This is a genomic window from Chryseobacterium sediminis (genome assembly GCF_008386505.1).
Classification (GTDB): domain Bacteria; phylum Bacteroidota; class Bacteroidia; order Flavobacteriales; family Weeksellaceae; genus Chryseobacterium; species Chryseobacterium sediminis.
In genome coordinates this window covers 690686-713871 of sequence record NZ_VUNZ01000001.1, presented here as the reverse complement: position 1 = coordinate 713871, position 23186 = coordinate 690686, and the positions used below count along the sequence as shown (strand labels likewise).

23 protein-coding genes are annotated in these 23186 nt (G+C 36.2%); 11 read left to right on the top strand and 12 right to left on the bottom strand.

Translation table 11 applies throughout. The features are described 5' to 3' along the window. Window positions 1–9 precede the first annotated feature (9 nt). The 6 genes from FW780_RS03370 to FW780_RS03345 all read right to left on the bottom strand — a co-directional run bounded on the left by FW780_RS03370 (window position 10) and on the right by FW780_RS03345 (window position 5539). The gene (locus FW780_RS03370) at window positions 10–1020 is read right to left on the bottom strand and encodes a S41 family peptidase (RefSeq protein WP_149832198.1); all 1011 of its coding nucleotides are present in this window, start codon (window positions 1018–1020) and stop codon (window positions 10–12) included. Window positions 1021–1089: 69 nt separating this feature from the next. Further along, window positions 1090–1884 (bottom strand): helix-turn-helix domain-containing protein, encoded by a 795-nt coding sequence (locus tag FW780_RS03365; RefSeq protein ID WP_149832197.1) that lies wholly within the window; start codon window positions 1882–1884, stop codon window positions 1090–1092. Between the two features lie 72 nt (window positions 1885–1956). Further along, window positions 1957–2538 carry a 5'-methylthioadenosine/S-adenosylhomocysteine nucleosidase family protein gene (locus FW780_RS03360; protein WP_105682345.1) on the bottom strand — a complete coding sequence of 194 codons (582 nt, stop codon included), beginning with the start codon at window positions 2536–2538 and terminating at the stop codon, window positions 1957–1959. A gap of 114 nt (window positions 2539–2652) precedes the next feature. Continuing rightward, window positions 2653–3354 carry a DsbA family oxidoreductase gene (locus tag FW780_RS03355; protein WP_149832196.1) on the bottom strand — a complete coding sequence of 234 codons (702 nt, stop codon included), beginning with the start codon at window positions 3352–3354 and terminating at the stop codon, window positions 2653–2655. 74 nt (window positions 3355–3428) lie between these two features. After that, window positions 3429–4595: an MFS transporter gene (locus tag FW780_RS03350; protein ID WP_149832195.1), complete on the bottom strand. Its 1167-nt coding sequence runs from the start codon at window positions 4593–4595 to the stop codon at window positions 3429–3431. Then, entirely contained in the window at window positions 4592–5539 is a 948-nt protein-coding gene (locus tag FW780_RS03345) for an alpha/beta hydrolase (protein ID WP_241676832.1), read from the bottom strand. The genes FW780_RS03350 and FW780_RS03345 overlap by 4 nt, the downstream gene beginning before the upstream one ends. 153 nt (window positions 5540–5692) lie before the next feature. On the opposite strand from FW780_RS03345, the gene FW780_RS03340 reads away from it, so the two are divergent. After that, entirely contained in the window at window positions 5693–6070 is a 378-nt protein-coding gene (locus FW780_RS03340; protein ID WP_149832194.1) for a winged helix-turn-helix transcriptional regulator, read from the top strand. Between the two features lie 103 nt (window positions 6071–6173). Here the strand turns inward: FW780_RS03340 and FW780_RS03335 are convergent, their stop codons facing one another. Next, window positions 6174–7370: an MFS transporter gene (locus tag FW780_RS03335; protein ID WP_149832193.1), complete on the bottom strand. Its 1197-nt coding sequence runs from the start codon at window positions 7368–7370 to the stop codon at window positions 6174–6176. A gap of 255 nt (window positions 7371–7625) precedes the next feature. On the opposite strand from FW780_RS03335, the gene FW780_RS03330 reads away from it, so the two are divergent. Next, complete coding sequence (locus tag FW780_RS03330) at window positions 7626–8357, top strand: MBL fold metallo-hydrolase (RefSeq protein WP_149832192.1); 732 nt, start codon at window positions 7626–7628, stop codon at window positions 8355–8357. 16 nt (window positions 8358–8373) lie between these two features. Here the strand turns inward: FW780_RS03330 and FW780_RS03325 are convergent, their stop codons facing one another. Beyond that, on the bottom strand, window positions 8374–8715 hold the full coding sequence (locus FW780_RS03325) for a helix-turn-helix transcriptional regulator (protein ID WP_149832191.1): 342 nt from the start codon (window positions 8713–8715) through the stop codon (window positions 8374–8376). Between the two features lie 543 nt (window positions 8716–9258). Here FW780_RS03325 and FW780_RS03320 point away from each other — a divergent pair. After that, window positions 9259–9852 (top strand): Crp/Fnr family transcriptional regulator, encoded by a 594-nt coding sequence (locus FW780_RS03320; protein ID WP_149832190.1) that lies wholly within the window; start codon window positions 9259–9261, stop codon window positions 9850–9852. Window positions 9853–9881: 29 nt separating this feature from the next. Here the strand turns inward: FW780_RS03320 and FW780_RS03315 are convergent, their stop codons facing one another. Further along, window positions 9882–10508, bottom strand: a complete 627-nt coding sequence (locus tag FW780_RS03315; protein WP_149832189.1) for a chloramphenicol acetyltransferase — start codon at window positions 10506–10508, stop codon at window positions 9882–9884. Window positions 10509–10651: 143 nt separating this feature from the next. Here FW780_RS03315 and FW780_RS03310 point away from each other — a divergent pair, with 143 nt between their 5' ends. The 3 genes from FW780_RS03310 to FW780_RS03300 all read left to right on the top strand — a co-directional run bounded on the left by FW780_RS03310 (window position 10652) and on the right by FW780_RS03300 (window position 12894). Further along, a complete protein-coding gene (locus FW780_RS03310) occupies window positions 10652–11107 on the top strand; it encodes a PPC domain-containing DNA-binding protein (RefSeq protein WP_149832188.1) in 456 nt (151 codons plus the stop codon). Window positions 11108–11155: 48 nt separating this feature from the next. Further along, window positions 11156–11740, top strand: coding sequence for a Crp/Fnr family transcriptional regulator (locus FW780_RS03305; protein WP_149832187.1), 585 nt, complete (start codon window positions 11156–11158; stop codon window positions 11738–11740). Between the two features lie 86 nt (window positions 11741–11826). Further along, the gene (locus FW780_RS03300) at window positions 11827–12894 is read left to right on the top strand and encodes an SDR family oxidoreductase (RefSeq protein ID WP_149832186.1); all 1068 of its coding nucleotides are present in this window, start codon (window positions 11827–11829) and stop codon (window positions 12892–12894) included. 118 nt (window positions 12895–13012) lie between these two features. Here the strand turns inward: FW780_RS03300 and FW780_RS03295 are convergent, their stop codons facing one another. From FW780_RS03295 to FW780_RS03285, 3 genes are read right to left on the bottom strand one after another with little or no spacing between them, the layout of a single operon-like run. After that, a complete protein-coding gene (locus FW780_RS03295) occupies window positions 13013–13816 on the bottom strand; it encodes a helix-turn-helix domain-containing protein (RefSeq protein WP_149832185.1) in 804 nt (267 codons plus the stop codon). Between the two features lie 18 nt (window positions 13817–13834). Beyond that, entirely contained in the window at window positions 13835–14236 is a 402-nt protein-coding gene (locus FW780_RS03290; protein ID WP_149832184.1) for a GlcG/HbpS family heme-binding protein, read from the bottom strand. Window positions 14237–14240: 4 nt separating this feature from the next. Continuing rightward, on the bottom strand, window positions 14241–15029 hold the full coding sequence (locus FW780_RS03285) for an SDR family oxidoreductase (RefSeq protein ID WP_149832183.1): 789 nt from the start codon (window positions 15027–15029) through the stop codon (window positions 14241–14243). Window positions 15030–15226: 197 nt separating this feature from the next. On the opposite strand from FW780_RS03285, the gene FW780_RS03280 reads away from it, so the two are divergent. The 5 genes from FW780_RS03280 to FW780_RS03260 all read left to right on the top strand — a co-directional run bounded on the left by FW780_RS03280 (window position 15227) and on the right by FW780_RS03260 (window position 23169). Next, the gene (locus FW780_RS03280; protein ID WP_149832182.1) at window positions 15227–16681 is read left to right on the top strand and encodes a S41 family peptidase; all 1455 of its coding nucleotides are present in this window, start codon (window positions 15227–15229) and stop codon (window positions 16679–16681) included. Between the two features lie 130 nt (window positions 16682–16811). Beyond that, on the top strand, window positions 16812–17834 hold the full coding sequence (locus FW780_RS03275; protein ID WP_149832181.1) for a ligase-associated DNA damage response exonuclease: 1023 nt from the start codon (window positions 16812–16814) through the stop codon (window positions 17832–17834). Next, window positions 17831–19411 (top strand): ATP-dependent DNA ligase, encoded by a 1581-nt coding sequence (locus FW780_RS03270; RefSeq protein WP_149832180.1) that lies wholly within the window; start codon window positions 17831–17833, stop codon window positions 19409–19411. The genes FW780_RS03275 and FW780_RS03270 overlap by 4 nt, the downstream gene beginning before the upstream one ends. 339 nt (window positions 19412–19750) lie before the next feature. Next, window positions 19751–22204 carry a ligase-associated DNA damage response DEXH box helicase gene (locus FW780_RS03265; protein ID WP_149832179.1) on the top strand — a complete coding sequence of 818 codons (2454 nt, stop codon included), beginning with the start codon at window positions 19751–19753 and terminating at the stop codon, window positions 22202–22204. Window positions 22205–22566: 362 nt separating this feature from the next. Then, a complete protein-coding gene (locus FW780_RS03260) occupies window positions 22567–23169 on the top strand; it encodes a 2,3-bisphosphoglycerate-dependent phosphoglycerate mutase (protein ID WP_149832178.1) in 603 nt (200 codons plus the stop codon). Window positions 23170–23186 lie beyond the last annotated feature (17 nt).

Below are 23186 nucleotides of genomic sequence, written 5' to 3'. Positions count from 1 at the left end.
ACAGGTATTTTATTGTTCTAATTTATAAATAAGATTTTTTATTTCGGGTATGGTTAATTCTGTTTTTGTTTCTGTTGTAACCATATTTTTTAAAATTTTAATGTGAGCTGTCTTTAAAGCATCTTCACTTTTCACTTCCTGATCGGGGGTTACACCTGTATGTTCCCAATTTTTTTTGCTTATTAAAGATGTTATTTTTCCTGCAGGAACAAGCAGTAAGTATTGATTTTGGATGATAAAAGGATCTACAGGGTTGGCTGCTCCTCCTGTTTTTTCACCTATTATTTCAGCAAGTTTATACTGCTTTAAAAAGTAAGCCACCGCTTCTCCTGCCGAAAAAGTCTTTTTGCTGGTAAGAATATAGATCTTTTTATGAAGATATTTCTGTCCTGAAACCTCAGGCTGGGTACTGTTTAAAACCTTTTTGTTATCATGCCGGAAATAGGTAGTATAAAGATCTGTTTTTTGATCAAAAAAATAACTGCAGAAGAGAAGAACCATCCCATTTTCTCCTCCTCCGTTTTCCCGGAGATCAATAATCAGAGAATGAGTATTCGCAACAAAATTCATAGCAGCAGCTAACGTTTTTTCACTGGCTTCGGGAGAGGCAAAACCTTTAAAATTGATATAACCGATATTACCCGGAAGCCTTTGAACCGTTTCAAATCCGAAGTTCTCAAGACTGTTATGTTCATTATTCAATTTCTCCCTTTCTTTCTCACTCATCTGTTTTTCGGGAGTGTAGTTTTCGAGATATTTAACAAAGAAATGTTCGTCTTTAATAGTCGTTCTTAACTTTTGAGTGAGAAGAGCCGCAAAATCCTTTTTGTTAAGTTCATTAAAAGTTCCTTTTTTCAGTTCACTCTGAAATAATGAGTTTACTTTTTTATAGGTTTCATTATCAACATAATAGTCTTTTACTTTTTCTGTAATATCAGTAAGAACTGTTGATGTATCATTTTTCTGGGCATAAGAAAATAAGGAAGTAAAAAAGAAAAGCCCAACATATATTTTTTTCATTGAAATATGGATTTAATATTTCAACAAATGTATTTCAATGAGTTTTGTATGAATTGTAAAAATGGAAACTCAGATAAATAACCAGACATTATTTTTATCAGTATCTACATTTTCAAAGAATTTTCCTGGACTTATTTTAGTGAGTTCTTTAAAATCTTTAATAAGATGTGACTGATCATAAAATAGATTTTCATAGGAAAGTTCTGTAAGATTTCTTGATTTTTTATTTGAAATCAAAACCTTACGAAACCGCTGTATTTTCCTGAATTCTGAAGCTGGTTTAGCCAGATATCGTTGGGATATCTTGTTTACATATTGTCTTGTGATTTTATTCTTTGCCGCAATTTCTTCAATACTCAATTCTGTTTCAAAATCATTTAATATTGTATAAGCCAGATGCAAGTCTCTCTGCCTAAATTTGGAAAGACAATAATTTTCAAGGATTTCAATTTGTATTTTCCTGTCAGACTCTTTTAAAACAGCATTCATAATCTCTGTAAGGTCAGAAAGAAGAATTTCCTGTTCCAGGTCCTCCCATTTATCAGCATTAAAAAAATGATAAATGCCCAATGGTTTAAAGTAAATGGTCACTTCATTAACCGACTGCCGATAAAAAATTTCAGTAGGAACAGAACATCTGAATACAAAATCAACCACTATATTCTCAGATGAAGATCTGGCAATTTCTACCCATCCTTCATCCTGAGTAACAGATACATCCTGACATGCTGACACGATAAAGTAATTGTCTGGAAATGTAAGATATTTGACAGGTTCCTGATCATCATCTTTTTCAATAAAATAATATCCTTGGATGTAATCTTTCAACACAGAATCTACTGGCTCATAAAAAGTAACTTTCATAATAGTGATAGGTTGGAAGTAAAAATACAAATAGAAAACAAAATCCTGAAACTTTGTTCAGGATTATATTATTTATGAAAACAGTATTTTTTTAAAGGCTTCAGAAGCCAAATGTACCTGTACACTCCAATCGTCTGCTGCATCACTTCCTGCATCATCAGAAATATATTTCAGACATAGAAACGGGATATTTTCCTGTTGGGCAATCAATGCCAGCGGATACGCTTCCATATCTACAATATTGTAATCTGTTTCAGAATGGTTCATTTCAAAACTGTCACCGCTGCCACAAATTCCCTCTTGCAAAGTTTCCATTTTAAGGCCATATTCCAATACAGGCGGTACTCCGGATAACGGAGTTTCATACAGCTTAAATCCAAGTCCTCTGACGTCCATATCTCTCTGAATAAACTTTGTACAGCATACCACTTCTCCTTTATGAAATCCTTTACTTCCCGCAGAACCCAGATTCACAATGAGTTTAGGTTTTCTTGTGTGAATTTCTTTGGTTAATTCTATCGCTGCATTTACCTTTCCGATGCCTGTAATTAATTTATTCTTATCATCAAATACAGTTCCTGCTTCGGAATCTAATGCAAAAACAAAAAGGGTGTCATCAATTGAATAGTGAGTTTCGTTGTTAATTTTTATCATTGAGAAATTAGATTTATACAGCGGTTGGCACTGCATTACAAAGATACGAGAGTTTCTTCTAATATTTTCAATTAAAAACCCCAAAACAAATAAATGTTTTGGGGTTCTATTATCTTAAATACTGCATCCGTCAGCATCACAGGATGCTCCGCTGCCACCGGAAAGATCCTTAAACGGGCTTACGGTTTCTTTATAAGTCTGCTGAAGCGCATTTTCAAATGCCTCAACAGGCTGGGCTCCGGAAACAGCATATTTACCATTCAGAACAAAGAAAGGAACTCCGGAAACACCATTGTTTCTTGCTTCCTGAATATCCTGATTCACTTCATAATCCAATTGATCTGTAGTAACGGCCTGTCTTGCTTCCTCTTTGTCAATCCCCAAATTTTCAGCAATAGCTGCCAAAACTTCTGTATCCCCTACATTTTTACCATCAATAAAATGAGCGATAAACAAAGCTTCTTCCATTTCATTGGATTTGTTATGCTTTTTAGCTAAATGAAGCAATTTATGAGCGCTGAAAGTATTGGTGATCAGAGTTTTTCCAAAATCAAAATCAATTCCTGCTCCTTTTCCCATTTGGGTAACCTGACTCAGCATTTGCGTAGCCTGAGCTTCAGGAACACCTTTTTTTTCTCTAAAATATTGAATAGTATCCTGAGTTTTTTTGGGATCTAAAGTTGGATCCAGCTGAAAACTCTTCCACTCTACTTCTACTTCATCCTTGAAAGGCAGCTTGCTTAGAGCCTGTTCAAAATTATTTTTTCCGATATAGCAAAACGGACACATTACGTCCGACCAGATTTCTATTTTCATTGTATTTAATTTTAAATCAAATTAATAGTACAAAGTTACTAAAATTTATTTAATGTAACAAAAATTGTTACAATTTAATTCTGACAAGCGGATAGAACCTGACTCTGTTTCTCAACTCTGTTTTTTAATATCATCATCAGAAATGCAAGAAGTCCGAAAACGAAACCTATCCAGGGAATAAATTCTACTCCTTTTGTAACGATGACCCATCCTCCTATGGTAGTTCCCACCGTTACTCCCAGATTTCCGAATGAGGTTGCCAGGCTGTTGGCAAATTCCAATGAGTCCGGTGCAGAGGAGATCATATAAGTGGAAGCATTCAGAAAGCTGGGTGAATACAAAAATCCCCAAACTCCGATTACTAAAATAGTTGCCCATAAATTTCCATCAGAAAAATATAAAAGAACAGGCACTAAAATAGTTCCCGAAAGAAAAATAGCGGTAGTACCTGCCACATTTCTATTAAGCATTTTTCCGGCAACTCCATTGGCTATCACACCAATAATCCCAAACAAGAGCAGCATATAGCTTACCATTGATGTATCCATTCCTTTGGCCTTATTCAGATAATCTGCAAAATAGCTGTAGGTTGAAAACCATGCGGTAATCATGAAAAAGTTAGTCAGTGTACTTAGAATAAATGGAGGCTGCTTCAGGATTCTGACCTGGTTTCCATACGATTTTTTCTCTTTCACAGGCATCGGAGGAAGAAGGAAATAAATGACAGCTAAAGCAATCAGACTTACCGCAGTCTGTATCATAAATGAATACTCCCAGGACCAAAGACCCGCAATCCATGTTGCAAAAGGAACAGTGGTTACCATAGCAATGGCTACACCGTTAAATACAATTCCCATCAGTTCATTTTTCTTCCGGTCATCTGCCTGAGAGACCGCTACAGATAATGCTGTCGCAATATAAACAGGTTGTAGAAATGCCGGCAAAATCCTAACCAGCATCAGCAGCCAGAAAGGAGGTGAAAAAGAAGACACCAATCCTGTAACCAGAAACAGGAAAATGGCTGTAAGCATTATTTTTTTACGATCAAAACCCGAGGTAAGCAAAGTCATAAAAGGCCCTGTAATAGCGATAATTAATGCAAAAGCACTCAAAAGATATCCTGCTTTGTCAATACTGATTTTATAATGTTCTGCCACCTGCGGGAGAATTCCGATAACTCCAAATTCTGTTGTAATAACGGCTATAAAACCAAGACATCCAATATATGCGTATTTTTTCATGATACTTTTTCTCCGGCAGAATTAAAATTTTGATGGGCAAAAGCAGCCATTTCACCTACTGCAGACTGTACTTCTTCCAAAAGTTCTCCCATATGCATAAATCCGTGGACCATATCTTTGTAGAGACTTGTTGTAAGTGTAACTCCTGCATTTTTCATATTTTCAGAAAGCTGTTTCCCATCATCAATCAAAGGGTCATGCTCTGCAAGAATCACTAAAGTAGGCGGAGTTTCTTTAAAATCTTTGATTAAGACCGGAATCGCCAAAGGATTATCTTTTTCTTCTTTGGGCAAGTACCAATCCCATGCTTCAATACCACCCTGCTTATTAAGAACAGGCCCGTTTTCATAAGTTTTCCAAGATTTTGAATTGAGCTGATTATCGGCTGCAGGATAAATCAATACCTGAAATTTCAGTTGATTTCCTATTTGGGTAGAAACAGCGGTGGCCAATGCTCCGCCAGCGCTATCTCCTATAATTCCTATTTTATCAGGATCAATTCCTAAAGATTCTGCATTTTCTATTACCCATTTTATTCCATTTAGAGAATCGTTTAAACCTGCAGGAAAAGGATGCTCCGGAGCAAGACGGTAATCTATAAAAATAACCACAGATCCGGTTTTATTAGCCAGTTTGCGGACTACAGCATCATGGGTTTCATATCCTCCGGCTATAAACCAGCCTCCATGAATATAAATAATAGCCGATGAATTCTGAACATTCTTTCCGTTAGGACGATAAATCCGGATGGGAGTCTGATGGTTTTCCTGTTGAATATTCAATTCTTCAATCATTGTAACGGGTTCTTTTTTACCACTAAGCTGAAGAGACATTGTTTCAAGATATTTACGGGCTCCATCTAAGGAATTCTGTGGATTGAAGGGTTCTATTTTTTCTAAATGATTTAAAATCTGTGTGATATTAGAGGTTAACTGCATTTTCATTTTGATTTAAGTTACTATTATTTTTGCAGGGAACGTGAGCGCTATTGTTCCTTACTGCCGCATATTTCTGCTTTCTGTGTGTAAAATTAAATCTCAAACCTTACATTTGCATTGTATACAGCTAAATGTATGGTACTAACAAATTTGTAAGTAATGGGAAAGCTAAAAGAAAATTCAACAAATAATATCAACAGAAAGTATATACAAGGATGCGATCTGAGCTATGCTGTATGTAAAATCGGAGGCCGATGGAAACTGATTATTTTAAACAAACTAAAAGACGGAAAATTACGTTTCAGCGAACTTAGAAACTCTATTTCAGGAATAACGGAAAGAATGCTTACCCTACAGTTGAGAGAGTTGGAAAAAGAAAGCTTAGTAAAAAGAACTGTTTATGCAGAAGTTCCTCCAAGAGTAGATTATGAACTTACAGATATTGCCCGGGAACTGATCCCGATTTGGAAACAGCTTGACGAATGGGGAGGAAAACACAGAGAAATGATGATGGCACAGGAAACCATTGAAGAATAAGAGATTCTGCAGATTTTGAAATTAGGCAGGTTTGAAAATAAAAGACTCTGGATTTTATCAAAGATAAAATCCAGAGTCTTAAACGTCTCAGAAATATAAACAATTACATGTCGGTATTTGCTCTATTTACCCTTTTTGAAAACAGGATATGAGCAATCAAAGCTAATACTCCAAATACCGTTCCTACAAAACATACCCCACTCCATTGAGCTTTTTGCCATGCAACGGAAGCCAGCCAGGTTCCCAGTGATCCCCCAATGAAATAAGACACCATATACACTGTATTCAGCCTGTTTACCGCGTTTGATTTAATCAGAAAATAATTGGTCTGGTTCATAATATGGCTTGACTGTACACCAAGGTCAACAAGAATTACCCCTACAATAAGTCCCCAATAGGTTTCTCCGGCAAAATAAGTAAAACCCCAGCTTCCTATAACAATCAATAAAGAATAGAATATAATCCGGTTAATATCAAGATATTTTTGAAGTTTTCCCACTTTTGCGGCCGCCAAAGCTCCTACAGCTCCTGCTAATCCAAAACTTCCCACGACGGATGATCCGGCATTAAAAGGCGGTTTCTCCATATGAAAAACCAATGTTGTAAACAATGCACACATAGACCCAAATGCCATTGCCCCGCGGAAAGATGCCAACTGAAGAACAGGTTGTGTTCTGGCAAGCTGGGCAACCGAACGCATCAGCTCTTTGTAAGTCCCTTTAAAATTAGGTGAAAGCTCAGGAAGCATTTTATATACCGCCAGCCACACCAGGATCATGAGTCCTGCCGCAATTCCAAACATAGCCCGCCAGCCCCAGACTTCACCTACTATTCCTCCTATAAAACGGGAAAGAAGAATTCCCAGTAACAGTCCAGACATTACCAATCCGATATTACCCGATTTTTCTTTATCTGATGAAAGTTCCGCAGCAATAGGCACAAACAATTGCGGAATAACTGATGTTGCCCCAATCAGTAAACTGGCAGCATACAACATCCACAGCTGAGTAGCAAAAGTCATCCATAAAAGTGATCCAAAAACGAGAAACAGATCTATTAAAATCAATTTCTTCCTGAAAAACTTATCCCCCAACGGAACAATCAGCAACAATCCCAATGCATAACCGATCTGAGTAAGTACAGAAATTTTACTTGCTGCACTCTCAGAAACCTGCAGCTCTTCTGAAATAAGTGCCAGTAAAGGCTGATTGTAATAATTATTGGCAACTACCAGTCCGGAAATAATGGCCATTAGCCAGATAACAGTCCGGGAAATACCATGGGAAGAACTCTCCTGCATTACGTATAAAGTTTTTATTTGAATTGAAAGATATCTGAAGGCAGATCATCATACATCCGCCAGATTTTTAAGAGATCAAAGATAATCATTAAAAAAAGAAATTATTTGTCCTATGCCTTTACATTTCTATGAATAATATAGGATTCTGCCATAAGTAGAATGATTTCAACACGCTGTCTGTATCATTGTTTTTATTGATGATATATATCGATGGAAAACCTTTTGAATGTTAGAAATATTAAGGAAATTTGCACCATGAAAATCATTCCGCTCAAAGAAGGCAATTTCTCAGCAAGCAAAACTAAAGACTTCACTCTTTTAACAGAAGAAAATTTTGATAAGGTAGGTGGAATCAAGATGTCTGTACAGCCTTTTCTTATCATCACTGAAAATGATTATATCCTTTTGGATGCAGGAATTGGCTGGAAAAATGAATCCGGAGCAACTGTTATTTCAGAAATTCTGGAAAGAGAAAATATTCATCCTGATCAAATTACAAAGCTATTGCTGTCCCATCTTCATAAAGACCATATTGAAGGGGCAGTAACCGCTACAGATGATGGTTTTAAAGCCACTTTTCCGAATGCTCAGATTTATATCCAGAAGCGTGAACTGGATTTTGCCATGGAAAAGAAAGGTAATCCTTCTTTTGATTTTACTATTTTGGAACAGCTGATTCAACTACCTAATATTACATGGATGAATGAGGATCAGGGACAGATTACAGATGAGATCTCCTATGAAGTAGTGGGCGGACATACCCCTTTTATGCAGGTTTTCTGGATCAGGGAAAATGGAGAAACGGTTTTCTATGGTGCTGATGACCTTCCACAGGCCTCCTATTTAAAATATCATGTAGCCTATAAAAGTGATTTTGATGGCAGAAAAGCAATGGAATTACGTCTTAAATGGGAAAAAGAGGCAAAAGAAAACCGTTGGAAAATTCTTCTCTATCACGATCTGGAAAAAGCAGTAATAGAAATTTAAATACAAAAAAAATGGTTTAAATTTCATTAAACCATTTATAAATATCAAATTCAGAAGGAATGTTGAGTTTTTTTCTGATCCTGTTTTTTCTGTTTTGTATCGCTTTGGGTGTCACAAAAATACATGTTGCAATTTCCTTCGTGGTCATATTGAGCTTAAGGTAAATACAAAAGATCAATTCAGAGTTTTTAAGGGCGGGCTGTATAGCAGATAACTTTTTAAAAAAATCAGGATAAACCAGTCTGAATTTATTCAGCAGACGAGGGGAATTTGCTTTGGCTAAAGCCATAATTTCGTCTTGTACAAGAATTTTCTGGTTCAAATCCTCTAAATTGTGTTCAGGTTTTCTATTTTTCATAATACTTTCTCATCTCTACGTATTTCAGATACCACATCTTTTGTGAATCTGTACAAAGTCTTTTTTTCTCTGCTCAATCTGTGTTTTGCTAATTTAATATCGGGAACAAAATAATTTTTATGTATTCAAAATTTTATCGGTTTTAATTAATATAATGCAATAATTCATAGGGTATACTTTGTATTTAGTGAATGATTATGTTAAAAAAATCACACCTATGAATTTTATTTCATTTTTATACTGGCAAAGAAAGAAAAAATGATTAAAATTTTATAAAAACCGTGTACCACATAGATACCACGTTATATTTTAAGCAAAAATATCTTAACTGCTTTTATCAGTATGTTTCCCCTTCTTTGTACATTAATTTTTGGTGGGATGTAAATGTAACTGGTTATTGCCTTTACTTTTTATGATCTCAGTCAATGTTTTTCAGGCTAAACACCTATAAAAAAATGAATATATGTGGTATTTGAATGGTACCACATCATAAAAGAAATCAATAAAATAGGTGTTCCTTTATTTTTATAAATAATAACAACTATGATCATTGAAAGCTTATTAATTTCTTTTGGAGCGGAAACCAGAACGTATCAGACAGGCGAAATGATCTTCCATGAAGAAGAGTTTCCCTCCCATTATTACCAGATTGAAAAAGGGAAAATTAAACTCAATAATTATACGATGGATGGGAAAGAGTTTATTCAGAATATATTCTCAGACGGTCACAGTTTTGGCGAATCTCTGCTGTTTGTAGACCGGCCTTACCCTATGAATGCTGTAGCAATAGAAGATTCTGTTATTTATAAAATGCCGAAGCAGAATTTTTTGGATCTGATTAAAAATAACCCAGAAATTTCACTCAGTATTTACGAATGTCTGGCTGAAAGAATGTATTATAAATATATCATGCTGTATAATCTTTCTTTCCAAAATCCCGTTGCTAAACTGAAACTGCTGATGGATTACCTGAAAAGTTATCATGAAGATAAAACACCTTATTCTTTCCAGATTCCACTTACCCGACAGCAGCTCGCTTCACTTACCGGATTATGTGTAGAAACTGTTATACGGACCATAAAGCAAATGGAGAAAGACCAAATTGTGAAAATAGAAAAACGGAAAATTTACTATTAAAAAAGTGAATTCTTCAGACTTACAATCCTCTACTGATCAAGCTGTCTTTGAAATTCTTCCATGTATTTGGCAAGATGAAGACCATCAGCCAGCCCGTGATGTGCTTCAATAGAAACCGGAAGATATTTTCTGCCGTCGCGGATATTGAATCTACCAAAAGCAATTTTAGGAACAGATTCTGTGGTATTAAAATCTGTAGGATGCAGTATAGCACTGAAGGAATTCCACGGAATGGTTGTATGTCTTACGTGGTCTTTTCCCAGTCTTTCATTACTCAATCTTAACCCCGAAGTCTCATGTACTCCTTTTATTTCCTCCTGCAGCGCCGCATTGAAGGTTTCAAAATCTTCTGAAAAAGGAGTAAATGAAAACCCGAAAGTACCATCCGGTCTTCCGATCGTACTGCCGGCATGCACTGTATCAAACTGTATCACCTGATCGTCAATGATTCTTAGTTTTAATTCATCAATGGTATTGATCGCGGCCATAGATTTGTGGAAATAATAGGCAAAAAAAGAATATCCTTTTTCTTTAGCAGTATCATATGCTTTTGTACAGTCTACCTCCGTTGTAAATCCAAAATAAGGGCTTGCCATGTTAGAAAAAAATTCAAAATGTTCTTTTCTGTTCCAGTTCTCTATATCTACAATCTTCATTACTTCTTATTTCTGCAAATTTCGGTATTTTTTACCGGTTTTAAGGACTTACTATTTAGAAATTTCAGCAGAAACAAAACATATTTAAACTTAAGGTTGAACAAAGCATAATTATTGTATGTATACCTTTAAATCTTAATATTATGGAGATTCAAAATTATAAAGGAAATAATTGGTCCGCAAGAAGAACAGGTTCAATTTATCTGGTTAGCCTTAATAACCATTCCAATATTGTAGAAACTTTAACGGATTTTATTAATGTCCAAAATATTCAGGCAGGAGAAGTTACGGGAATCGGAGCTGTGAGTGAAGCAACGCTTCGTTTCTTTAATCCAGCCACCAAAAAATATGTTGACAAAACCTTTAAAGAACAGATGGAAGTCACCAATATCTCCGAAAATATCTCTGAAATAGAAGGAAAATTGACTCTACATCTTCATATTACATTAGGAAAAGAAGATTACTCCGCCCTGGCCGGACACCTTTTAGAAGCTAAAATCCAGGGAGCAGCAGAATTTATTTTATATCCGCTAAATACAAGAGTCATAAAAATTAAAAATGAAGAAACCGGAATCAACCTCTATGATTTTGAAAAATAAAACTTCGGTTGCAGTTGAAAGTGCTATTTTTGATAAAATATTTATTTGATGTTTGATGTCCTGCTTTCCCATATCGAAAACAAAGTTGATATTACTGACGAACAGAAAAGTCAGGTTCAGTCCTTCTTTACCCTCAAAAAGCTTCGTAGAAAACAATATCTTCTTCAGGAAGGAGATATCTGCAAATCGCTGTCTTTTGTAAGCAGAGGTCTGTTAAAGTCTTTTTTCTTGGATGAAAAAGGAAATGAACACATCAATATGTTTGCGTTTGAAGGCTGGTGGATCTCAGACTTCAACAGTTTTATCAATCAGGAAAAATCTGTCCTGAATATTGATGCTATTGAAGAAACGGAAGTATTGATGATCACATTGGAAAATTATGAAAAAATGCTGTTGGAAATTCCTGTAATGGACCGTTATTTTAGAATTTTATACCAGAACAGCCTCGTTACAAAAGATTACAGGCTTATTGTTTCCAACGGTTATACTGCTGAAGAAAAATATCTTCAACTGGCACAAAAGAACCCTGAAATGATCAAAAGAGTGCCTCACAATCTTATTGCCTCTTATCTTGGTCTTGCTCCTGAAACCGTAAGCAGAATCCGTAAAAAGAATTCTTTAAACAACACTTGATCCAGATCAACCTGAATACATGATCCAAATCAAGGATAAAAGCCTCTTATCACCCATAATTTTGTACAAGAAATTTTACAATACTTATGGAAAATATTGCATTGGTAGTAGGCGCTACCGGAATTACAGGGAGTAACCTCGCTGAGGAACTGATCGCTCAAGGCTGGACAACATATGGATTGTCCAGGAATCCAACCTCCAATATCCAGGGTCTTCATCCTGTTAAAGCAGACCTGATGAATGAACAGGATCTTGCTGAAGCATTGGAAGGAATCTCTCCTACTCATATTTACTTTACCACCTGGATGCGTAATGATACTGAAGAGGAAAATATTCTTGTCAATAGTATGCTTGTGAGAAATTTGTTAACTGTTTTATCATCTAAAAAATCAGTGAAGCATGTCGCTTTGGTTACAGGGCTTAAACATTACCTGGGCCCTTTTGAGGCATATGCTAAAAAAGGAGTTTTACCGGAAACCCCTGTCAGAGAAGAACATCCAAGGCTTCCGCTTCCCAATTTCTACTATGCACAGGAAGATGAAGTGTACAGAGCTTCCGAAAGAGATGGCTTCACATGGAGCATTCACAGACCACATACAGTTGTTGGATATGCCGTTGGAAATCTAATGAATATTGGGACCACATTGGGTGTATATGCCAGTATATGTAAAGAAACAGGACGAAAATTTATCTGGCCGGGGTCTGAAGCACAATGGAATGGCATTTCGGATGTAACAGATGCAAGAGTTTTGGCTCAACAATTGGTTTGGGCATCCACCACGGAATCAGCAAGGAACCAGGCATTCAATATTACTAATGGAGATGTTTTCCGATGGAAATGGCTATGGAAAAGGCTGGCAGATTGGTTTGGTATAGAAGCTGAAGGTTTTGACGGTACGATAAAACCTCTTGAAAAAGAGCTGGAAAACGACCACGAAATCTGGACTTCAATTGCAGAAAAATATAATCTGAAAGAAAGAAATCTTGCCCGTCTCTCTTCAGCATGGCATACCGATCTTGATCTGGGAAGACCTCTGGAAGTGATGTGTGATATGTCAAAAAGCAGAAAACTAGGTTTCACGGCTTATACGAGTACAGAAGATTCTTTTACAGATGTCTTTGAAAGATTAAGGGCTGAAAATATAATTCCTTAATAGAAATTGTCGGAAAATGCAAAGGCACAGAAAAATTTTAAAATCCTTTTTGTGTCTTTGCATTTTCCAACAATTAAGCAACTCTTATATTAAAAATTGTGTTTTTTATTGATTTATATTAAACTTCTGTAGTCGTTACGCCAAATTTCTTTTTAAAAGAAGAATAAAAATGGGACAAATTCTCAAAACCCAGATCAAGATAAATATCTGAAGGTTTTTTATCCTTGTTTTTAATTAAATAATACGCTTCCTTTAATCTTTTTTCTTTCAGCCATTGCTTTGGTGTCATTTTAAATGTCTTATTGAAATCCCGCTTAAATCCTGATAAACTACGGCCTGTAAGTCTTGCAAAAGCATCTACCGATACATTGAACATAAAATTTTTGTTCATAAATGCGGCAAGGTCAATTTTATGAGGTTCAGAAAAATCAAAAAGAAGATTTTTAAGATCAGGATTACTCAGCAAAAGAAGTTCTATGGCTTCTTTCACCTTTAAAACAGCTAATTTTGGTGGAATCTCCTGTGTTTTATTAATGTAAGGAATAAGAGAAGTAAAATAGCTCTTAAAAAAATCATTGGGCTCAAAAAACAACCGCTGATTTCCTGGAAAACTACTATTTACAGCTATTCTATTTTCATTGGCATACTGTCTCAGCGTTTCATCATCAAGCGTAATGGAGATAAACTGATACTTTTCATGCGTTGAAGGATATTTAATAGTCCTGATCAGTTGATTTTTTCTGACCAGAACTACTGTATTTTCTTTGATCACAGTCTTACCCTGTTCATGAAAAGCATGCGTTTCTCCGGAGATCTGAAATCCCAGAAAATGGTCCGGAATAAATTCTTCATGACCTCTGTAAGACTCAAAAGCACATGAATAAACAAGTTTGTCAAATATGATCTCCGAAGTATTTTCCATAATACAAATATCTGAAATTTAAGCAATAGCCAAAGCACCCGCCTCTGCAATTTCTTTATCCTGTTCAGGAGTTCCGCCTGATGAGCCTATTGCACCAATGATATCTCCATCTGCATTCTTGAGGATAACACCACCTGCAATAGTCAGAAGTCCCTCATTGGAGTTCAGCATTCCGTAGCCGTGAATACCGGTTTCTGAAATGATTCCTCCCATCAGATCACTGTTTACTCCGAACATGACTGCTGTTTTTGCTTTTTTAATGGCAAAATCAACCACTCCATAGACACTGTCCAGTCTTGCCAATCCAAATAAATGTCCTCCGGCATCTACCACGGCAATACTTACAGGAATATTCATGGATAATGCTTTTTCTTTTGCTGCATGTAGCGCTTTTTCTGCGGTTTTATAATTCAGTTCCATAATATTAGCTTTTTGCGGTCCATGCATCTGCCTGAAGCTGTTTTACAAAATCTTCAGTTTCCTTTGGATGTACATTTCTAAAATGGCTTTCATCATCTAATGCTACATTCACAATCACCTCTGCCATAGACTGTGGATCCAGCTGATGAGCTAAAGATTCTGCAGCTCCATCAAAAGCAGATTCCGGAGTGAAGTTAATTTTCGGGTCATACCAATGGAAAATAGAATCTACTCCCCTGTCATTAAATCCTGTTCCAAACACACCCGGGTTGCAGGTAGCAATTTTGATATTAAACGGAGCAAGTTCAGTTCTTAACCCTTCAGCAATAGACTCCAAAGCGTGTTTTGATGCACAATAGGCAGCTACATATGGAACCGTCCATAACCCTCCCATTGAAGAGGTAAAAACAATCTTACCGCTCTTCTTTTCAACAAACTTTTTGATAAATCCCTGGGCAAGATTCAATGCACCAAACACATTCACATCAAACATAGAACGGATAATATCTACCGGCTGCTCAGCAATTGGACCGCCTTCCATGATTCCCGCATTGCTGATTAAAATATCTATTTCATACTTTTTTAAGATATAATCAATGTCTCTTTGGCTGGTTACATCCAGTTTATCCACCGTCAGATCAATTCCCTGTTCACTAGCTTCTCGGATTAAATCACTCATTTGAGGATAGACCTGTGCAGTAGCAATTACCTTATGCCCTTTTTTAGCAAGTTCAAAAGCAGCAATCTTTCCGAATCCACTTGCTGCACCTGTAATTAAAATTGTTTTACTCATTGTATTCTTTTTTAATGTTGATACAAATTTCTAAGATTTCAGGAAGCTTAATATTGGTGCAGCGTTCAATTTTATATTGCTGAAAAGTCCAGGTAATCTAGTAAAAGATGAGGGTTTTACTAAATAAATACCCTTTTCAAATCATAAAAAAATATATTTATCGTTAGATTTGTAGCTTTCAAACTAAAAAACCATGTATGCTTAAAATTAAGACACTCTTTTTAATTTTTATCTCCTCATCTTCTTTTAGCTTTGCTCAAAACTGTAATTGTGAAAGCAATTTTCAATGGGTAAAAAAAACATTCGAGGAAAATGACGCCGGATATCAATATGTAATTGATAAAAAAGGAATCTCAGCTTATCAGGCGCATAACAATGACTTTCTGAACAAAATCAAAAATAAAAAAACAGATTTAGAATGCGCTCAGACCATTTATGAATGGCTTAAATTCTTCAGATCCGGTCATTTTTCAATTAATATGATCGAAAAAGACAATCAGCAGCCTCAGTCTCAGCCGGTAGCATCCGAAAATAATAAAACTGAAACGGTAAAAATAGATATTGAAAAATTTAAAAAGGAAGTTGTTTCTAAAAAAGATTCAGATATTGAAGGAATCTGGGAAGTTCAGCCTTACACGATAGGAATAAAAAAAATCGGTGATGTTTATAAGGGGTTTATTATCCAATCCGGAGCAGAAAACTGGAAACCTTATGAATTAAAACTAACCCTTAATGCTGATAAAACAAAAGGAACTTACTATTTAAGAAATAAATCCGGGCAGGAAATAAACAATATCAGATTTATTGGAAAAAATTATCTTGAAATCAATGAATTTACCTTAAAAAGAGTTTCTCCAAAATTTGAAAAAGAAGAAGGGATTGAGACTTACTTTGAAGCAACGAGAGCAGAAAAGCCCTTTTTAAAAGAAATTAATAAAACTACCCTGCTTTTAAGAATTCCTTCCTTTAATGGAGCTTTGAAAAAAGATATAGACAGTGTTATCACCGCCAACCAATCTAAAATTGAAAGTACTGAAAATCTGATCGTTGATATCAGAAACAATGGCGGTGGAAGTGACAACAGCTTTGCTAAAATCATTCCGTATATCTATACTAATCCTATAAGAAGCGTAAGAACACAGTTTTATTCCACAAAACTGAATAACCAGCGAATGCTGGACCTTTATGAAAACTATCAAAAGTACGGAATATCGCCTGAGGACAGAGAATATCTGAAAAAATCTTATGACAAACTAAGCAAAAATTTAGGCAAGTTTGTAAGCCTGCAGGATGATGGAAAGATTGTGGGAATCAATAAAATGGATAAAATTTCACCGTATCCAAAAAATGTAGGAATTATCATCAATGAAGGAAACGGCAGTACAGCAGAAGAATTTTTGCTTGCAGCCAAACAAAGTAAAAAAGTGAAACTTTTCGGAACAACAACTGCCGGTGTTCTGGATATCTCCAATATGTACTTCGTTGCTTCACCCTGCAATGAATTTAAACTAGGATATTCACTCTCGAAAAGCTTCCGTATTCCGGATATGGCTATTGACGGAAAAGGAATTCAGCCCGATTATTTCATCGACAAAACAATTCCTGATTATCAATGGATTGATCATGTAAGTGACATACTTAACGAAAAATAATATAGAAAAGCTGTTTCGGATTGAAACAGCTTTTTTTATCTGTTTTCAGACATTCAATCAACAAAAAATAAACAGTTTATTGTAAATTGGTTAAGTTTTTGAAGCTTATTCTATAAAACCAATCACACCATTGAAATTAATCACATTTACCAAAAAAGGAATTTACTGTCCACAGGGAAAATTTTATATAGATCCCTGGAGGCCGGTAGATATGGCAGTCATTACCCATGGCCACGCTGATCATGCCCGCTGGGGAATGAAAAAGTACCTTTGCCACCATTTCACAAAACCTATCCTCCATCAAAGAATCGGAACGGATATTGAATGCCAGAGCATGGAATATGGGGAAATTGTGACCATTAATGGGGTAAAACTTTCTCTTCATCCTGCCGGACATATTATTGGTTCTGCACAGATCAGACTTGAATATAAAGGATATGTAACTGTTATTTCAGGAGATTACAAAGTTCAGGATGACGGATTGAGTACTCCTTTTGAGCTGGTAAAATGTAATGAATTTGTTACAGAAAGTACTTTTGGACTGCCCATTTACAATTGGCTGGAAGTTCCGGATTTAAATAAAAAACTACAAAACTGGGTACTGAAGAATAAAGAAAATAATAAAACATCAGTATTCATCGGGTATTCTTTAGGAAAGGCCCAACGCATTATGAAGGCGGTAGAAGATCTGGGGAAAATATATGTTCATTATTCTATCGGAAAACTCAATGAAGCCTTTGAAACAGTAGGAATTGATCTTCCTGACTATACCATTGCAGATTTCAGAGAACGCCCAAAAGAGATGGAACATGAAATTGTAATTGTTCCTCCTGCTTTACTCGACAGCAATATCATTAAAAAAATTCCTGATCCTGCTACTGCAATATGTTCCGGCTGGATGCAGGTTCGCGGTGCCAGAAGATGGCAGAGTGCAGATGCAGGTTTTGCAATGAGTGACCATGCAGACTGGAAGGGATTATTACAAACTGTAAAAGCAACAGAAGCTGAGATTGTACATGTTACCCACGGCCAGACGGAAGTTTTTTCAAAATATCTGAATGAAATCGGAGTCCGGGCAGATGTTGTGGAAACCTTATTTGGAGAAGATGAAGAAGAATCTGAAAAAGAAATCAAAGAAAATCCGGAATCATGAGACATTTTGCAGACCTTATCAACGCTTTGGAAACGACCAATAAGACCAATGCTAAAATTGATGCCATCATTGATTATCTGGAACGTACTCCCGATGAAGATAAAGTATGGTTTATCGCTTTGTTTACCGGAAAAAGACCCAAGAGAAATGTCAATACCAATTACATGAAAGAATGGGCTCTGGAGATTACAAAGCTGCCTTACTGGCTGTTTCAGGAGTCTTATTCTTCCGTAGGTGATCTTGGAGAAACATTATCATTGATTCTTCCGCCTCCTGAAGAAAATATAGAGCGTACCTTATCAGAATGGATGAATGATATTGTCAGTTTAAAAGGGAAAACAGATGCTGAAAAAAAAGAATTTGTATTGAATTCATGGAACGGGTTGGATTATACAGAACGTTTGATTTTCAACAAATTAATTGGCGGAAGTTTCAGAATCGGGGTGTCTGATAAAACTTTGATCAATGCACTGACAAAATTTTCCGGTCAGGAATCAAGCGCCCTGATGCATAGTCTAATGGGAAAATGGCTGCCGGATGAAGTTTCCTTCAAAGAACTTATTGATGCTGAAAATGTGAATCCTGACAACTCAAAACCTTATCCTTTCTGTCTTGCCTATCCTTTGGAAAAAAAACCTGAAGAACTGGGAAATTCTGATGAATGGCTGGTAGAATATAAGTGGGACGGAATACGCGGGCAGATCATCCGTAGGAATGACGAAGTGTTTATCTGGTCAAGAGGAGAAGAACTCGTTACGGAACAGTTTCCGGAGATCATAGAAGTCGTAAAGGCGATGAAAGGCAACTTTGTAATAGATGGAGAAATACTTGCGGTAAAGGATGATAAGGTTTTAAATTTTAACGAATTACAAAAAAGATTAAACAGAAAAACTTTAACTAGAAAAATGCTGTCGGAAATTCCGATAGAAGTCTTTGCCTACGATTTATTAGAACTTGAAAATAATGACCTGAGAGAAAAACCAATCTCCGCAAGAAGAGCTTTACTCGAAGAATTATTATTAAATGAAAATCCTCAGAACATCAACATCTCCCCAAGCCTTGACTTTGAAAAATGGGAAGAACTTGATTTGCTTCGGGAAAATTCAAGGGAAGTAAACAGTGAAGGATTAATGTTAAAACAAAAGAACTCTCCCTACCATTCCGGCCGGAAAAAAGGAGATTGGTGGAAGTGGAAAATCAATCCGTTTACCATTGATGCAGTGCTTATTTATGCCCAGAAAGGAAGCGGCAGACGAAGTGCTTACTATACCGATTACACTTTTGCGGTAAAAAACGGAGATACACTGGTTACCATAGCTAAAGCCTACTCAGGTTTAACGGATAAGGAAATCATGGAAGTAAGCAGGTTTGTTACCAAAAATGCTATCGAGAAATTCGGGCCTGTGAGGACTGTAAAAGCAGAACTGGTCTTTGAAATTGCTTTTGAGGGAATAGGTCTCAGCAACCGTCACAAAAGCGGTGTCGCACTTCGGTTTCCGAGAATTGTACGATGGCGGAAAGATAAAACTGTGGATGAAATTGATAATTTGGAAGAAATAAAAAAATTAATACAATAATATTTTAGCGTGATGACCGCAAAGGGTTTCATGTTATTTATGAATATTTTTTCGTTCGCAAAGGCACTACGTTCAGCCATAATCAAGTATAGCCTTCGCTAAGTAAAATGCCCTTGCGAACAAAAGTATTAAAACGAGTGTAAACACTTAGCGTCTTTGCGTTAAAGTTTAAATAAAAAAAGAAGTATGGCTTTAAAAAGATAGTAAAGCAGAAATTGCCTTTAAAACATGAATTAAAATACAGTCTCTGCTTAGTGAAACACCCTTGCGATCGAAAAACATTAAAATGAATATAAACACTTAGCGCCTTTTGCGTTAAAAACTAAATCAAAATATAAATTGGCAGCTTTTGAACATACCAACGGATTTAAGATCATCCAACAATGGATGACCGATAAAGGTATTGCTCCTTTTAAATTTCAGATAGAAACCTGGAAGAAATTTGGAAACGGCTACAGCGGTATGGTAATAGCTCCTACCGGTTTCGGAAAGACTTTTTCTGTCTTTCTAGCTTTGGTTTCAGACTTTTTGAATCATCCTGAACAATACAGGAAAGGCTTAAAAATGATCTGGATTACCCCACTTCGGTCCTTATCCAAAGATATTGCAAAAGCGATGCAGGAAGCCATTGATGAAATCGGGCTCGATTGGGCTGTAGGGGTAAGAAACGGAGATACAGATCCTAAAGTAAGACAACAGCAGGTAAAAAAAATGCCTGAAATCCTCGTTGTAACTCCTGAAAGTCTCCATTTGCTTCTCGCCCAGAAGAATAATGAAACCTTTTTCAGGGATATGAAATGTGTAGCTGTTGATGAATGGCATGAATTATTAGGTTCAAAGCGTGGTGTCATGGTAGAACTCGCCATTTCCCAGCTTAGAAAATATGTTCCAAAGATGAAAATATGGGGAATCACGGCTACCATTGGAAATCTGGATGAAGCCATGGATGTTCTTATTCCTTATGAGAGCAAAAAGACCAAAATTACAGCCAAAGAACATAAAAAAATAGATATTCTACCGGTTTTTCCGGACGAAATTGAAATTTTACCATGGGCAGGACACCTTGGAAACAAACTCGCAGATAAAGTTGTTCCGATTATTCTTGAATCAAAATCTACCATTGTTTTTACAAATACCAGAAGCCAGAGTGAAATGTGGTATCAGCTTTTACTAGATGCCCACCCTGATTTTGCAGGACAGATCGCGATTCATCACAGTTCCATTGATGCCCATTTGAGAATCTGGATTGAAGAAAATCTAAGCTCCGGAAAATTAAAAGCAGTGGTTTCCACATCATCGCTGGATTTAGGTATTGATTTTAAACCTGTGGATACTGTTATTCAGGTAGGATCTGCCAAAGGTGTTGCGCGTTTCCTTCAAAGAGCAGGACGCAGCGGGCACTCCCCTTTTGAAACCTCAAGAATTTATTGTGTTCCCACTCATTCTTTGGAACTGATTGAAGTTTCTGCTTTAAAAGAAGCTGTAAAACAGAAAGTCGTTGAACCCAGAGAGCCACAGGTCTTATGCTTCGATGTTTTGGTTCAGTTTCTCATGACACTGGCCGTTGGCGATGGTTTTTATCCTGATGAACTCTATGAAAGGATTAAAAAAGTCTACGCTTTTCAGGAAATACTTGATGAAGAATGGAAAGCTATTCTCGAATTTCTTACTATTGGCGGAAGCGTTTTAAAAAGCTATGAAGAATTTCACAAGATCGTTATTATGGAAGATGGTCTTTATAAAGTCACATCAAGAAAAATAGCGATGCTCCACAGGATGAATATGGGAGTAATTGTAAGTGATGCCATGCTAAAGGTGAAATTTATTTCCGGGGGTTATATCGGGATGATTGAAGAATATTTTATTTCAAAACTGAAAAAAGAGGAAAAATTTATTCTGGCCGGACGTACACTGGAAGTTGTCATCATCAAAGACATGACCGTTTATGTAAGAGCAGCTAAAGGAAGAGCGCTTGTTCCGAGTTATCTTGGCGGAAGGCTACCTTTAAGTACCAATCTGGGACATTTTTTAAGGGAAAAGCTGTCCCATGCCTTAAACCCTAAAGCTTCAGAAAAAGAACTGAAATTTCTCCATCCTTTATTGATCAATCAGGAAAAGAATTCACATATTCCCAAAGAAGATGAATTTCTTGTCGAAATGATTAAAAACCGTGAAGGGTATCATTTGTTTATGTATCCTTTTGAAGGCCGTCTGGTACATGAAGTAATGGCAGCACTGGTTGCTTATCGAATCTCAAAACTGGCACCTATTTCCTTTTCTATGGCGATGAATGATTATGGTTTTGAGCTGTTCAGTGATAAAGAAATTCCTTTGAATGAAGACAATCTTCAACAGATTTTAACCAGAGACAATCTGATGAACCATGTGATTGCAAGTATCAATTCAGCTGAAATGGCGAGGAGAAAATTCAGAGATATTGCCGTAATTTCAGGAATGGTGATTCAAAACTATGCAGGTCAGCAGCGTTCTAACAAATCTTTACAAAGCTCTGCCGGACTTATTTTTAAAGTGCTGGAAGATCACGATTCCAGTCACTTTTTAATAAAACAGGCCTATACGGAAGTTTTTAACATGCAGCTTCAGGAGCAGAGACTTGTAAAAGCTTTTAAAAGGATTGAAAAGTCTGAAATTATTCTGAAACATTCCCGTTCTTTTACTCCGCTGAGCTTCCCGATAAAAGTAGACAGTCTGAGACAAACACTTTCCAGTGAAGGGCTTGATGCAAGAATTAAAAGAATGCTGAAGCTCTCTAATATAAGTGATCTTTTATAATCAATTAATGTGTTTTCTGTAAGAACAGATATGCCGATGAATATTTGTTTATCACAAAGACGTAAAAAATTGATAATAATAACGTTTTAAGGCGCAAAGATTTTATCTCCGATAAAATTTAGTCACGTTAATCTTGCTGAAAATCTCACATTGAGCTAAGTCGAAATGTTCTTGCGCCTTAAATAAAAATAGATAATATAAAATTTGCGCCTTTGCGAGATTCTAAAATTTATAACATTAAATAAAAACCTATCATTTTAATCTTATTCTTAGCCTAATATTCTAAGTTAATTTTCTTGATAAGTTTAAATAATCATCGTAACTTAGAGTATAGCTTCTTAGAAGTTTAAATAAAATTTAAAATGGAAAAATTGTTCTTAGTCCGTCACGGACAGTCACTCTGGAATCTGGAAAACAGATTTACAGGGTGGAAAGATATTGATATAACCGAAGCCGGTATTGAAGAAGCCAGAAAAGCAGGTCTTGCTTTAAAAGGAGAAAGAATAGATATTGCTTTCACTTCGGCGCTCATCAGGGCGCAACATACGCTGTCTATCATTCTGAATGAACTGGGAAACCCTAATATACCTATCGTTAAAGACAAAGCCCTAAACGAACGTTCTTACGGAAATCTGGAAGGCTTAAATAAAGCAGAAACCGCTCTGAAATATGGTGATGAACAGGTTCATACCTGGCGCAGATCTTATGATGTGGTTCCTCCCGGAGGAGAAAGTCTTAAAGACACCTACAACAGAGTGATTCCCTATTTTGAAAGTCAGATAAGACCATTGTTAAAAAAGGGTGAAAATGTATTGATCGTCGCTCATGGAAACAGTCTCCGCGCATTAATCATGTACCTTGAACATCTGTCTCCTGAAGAAATTTTAGAAAGGGAAATTGCTACAGGCTTTCCTCTGACTTATGTTTTTGATGAAAAGTTTCATGTAAGCCGGAAGGTTGGCTGATTCAATTAATATAATGT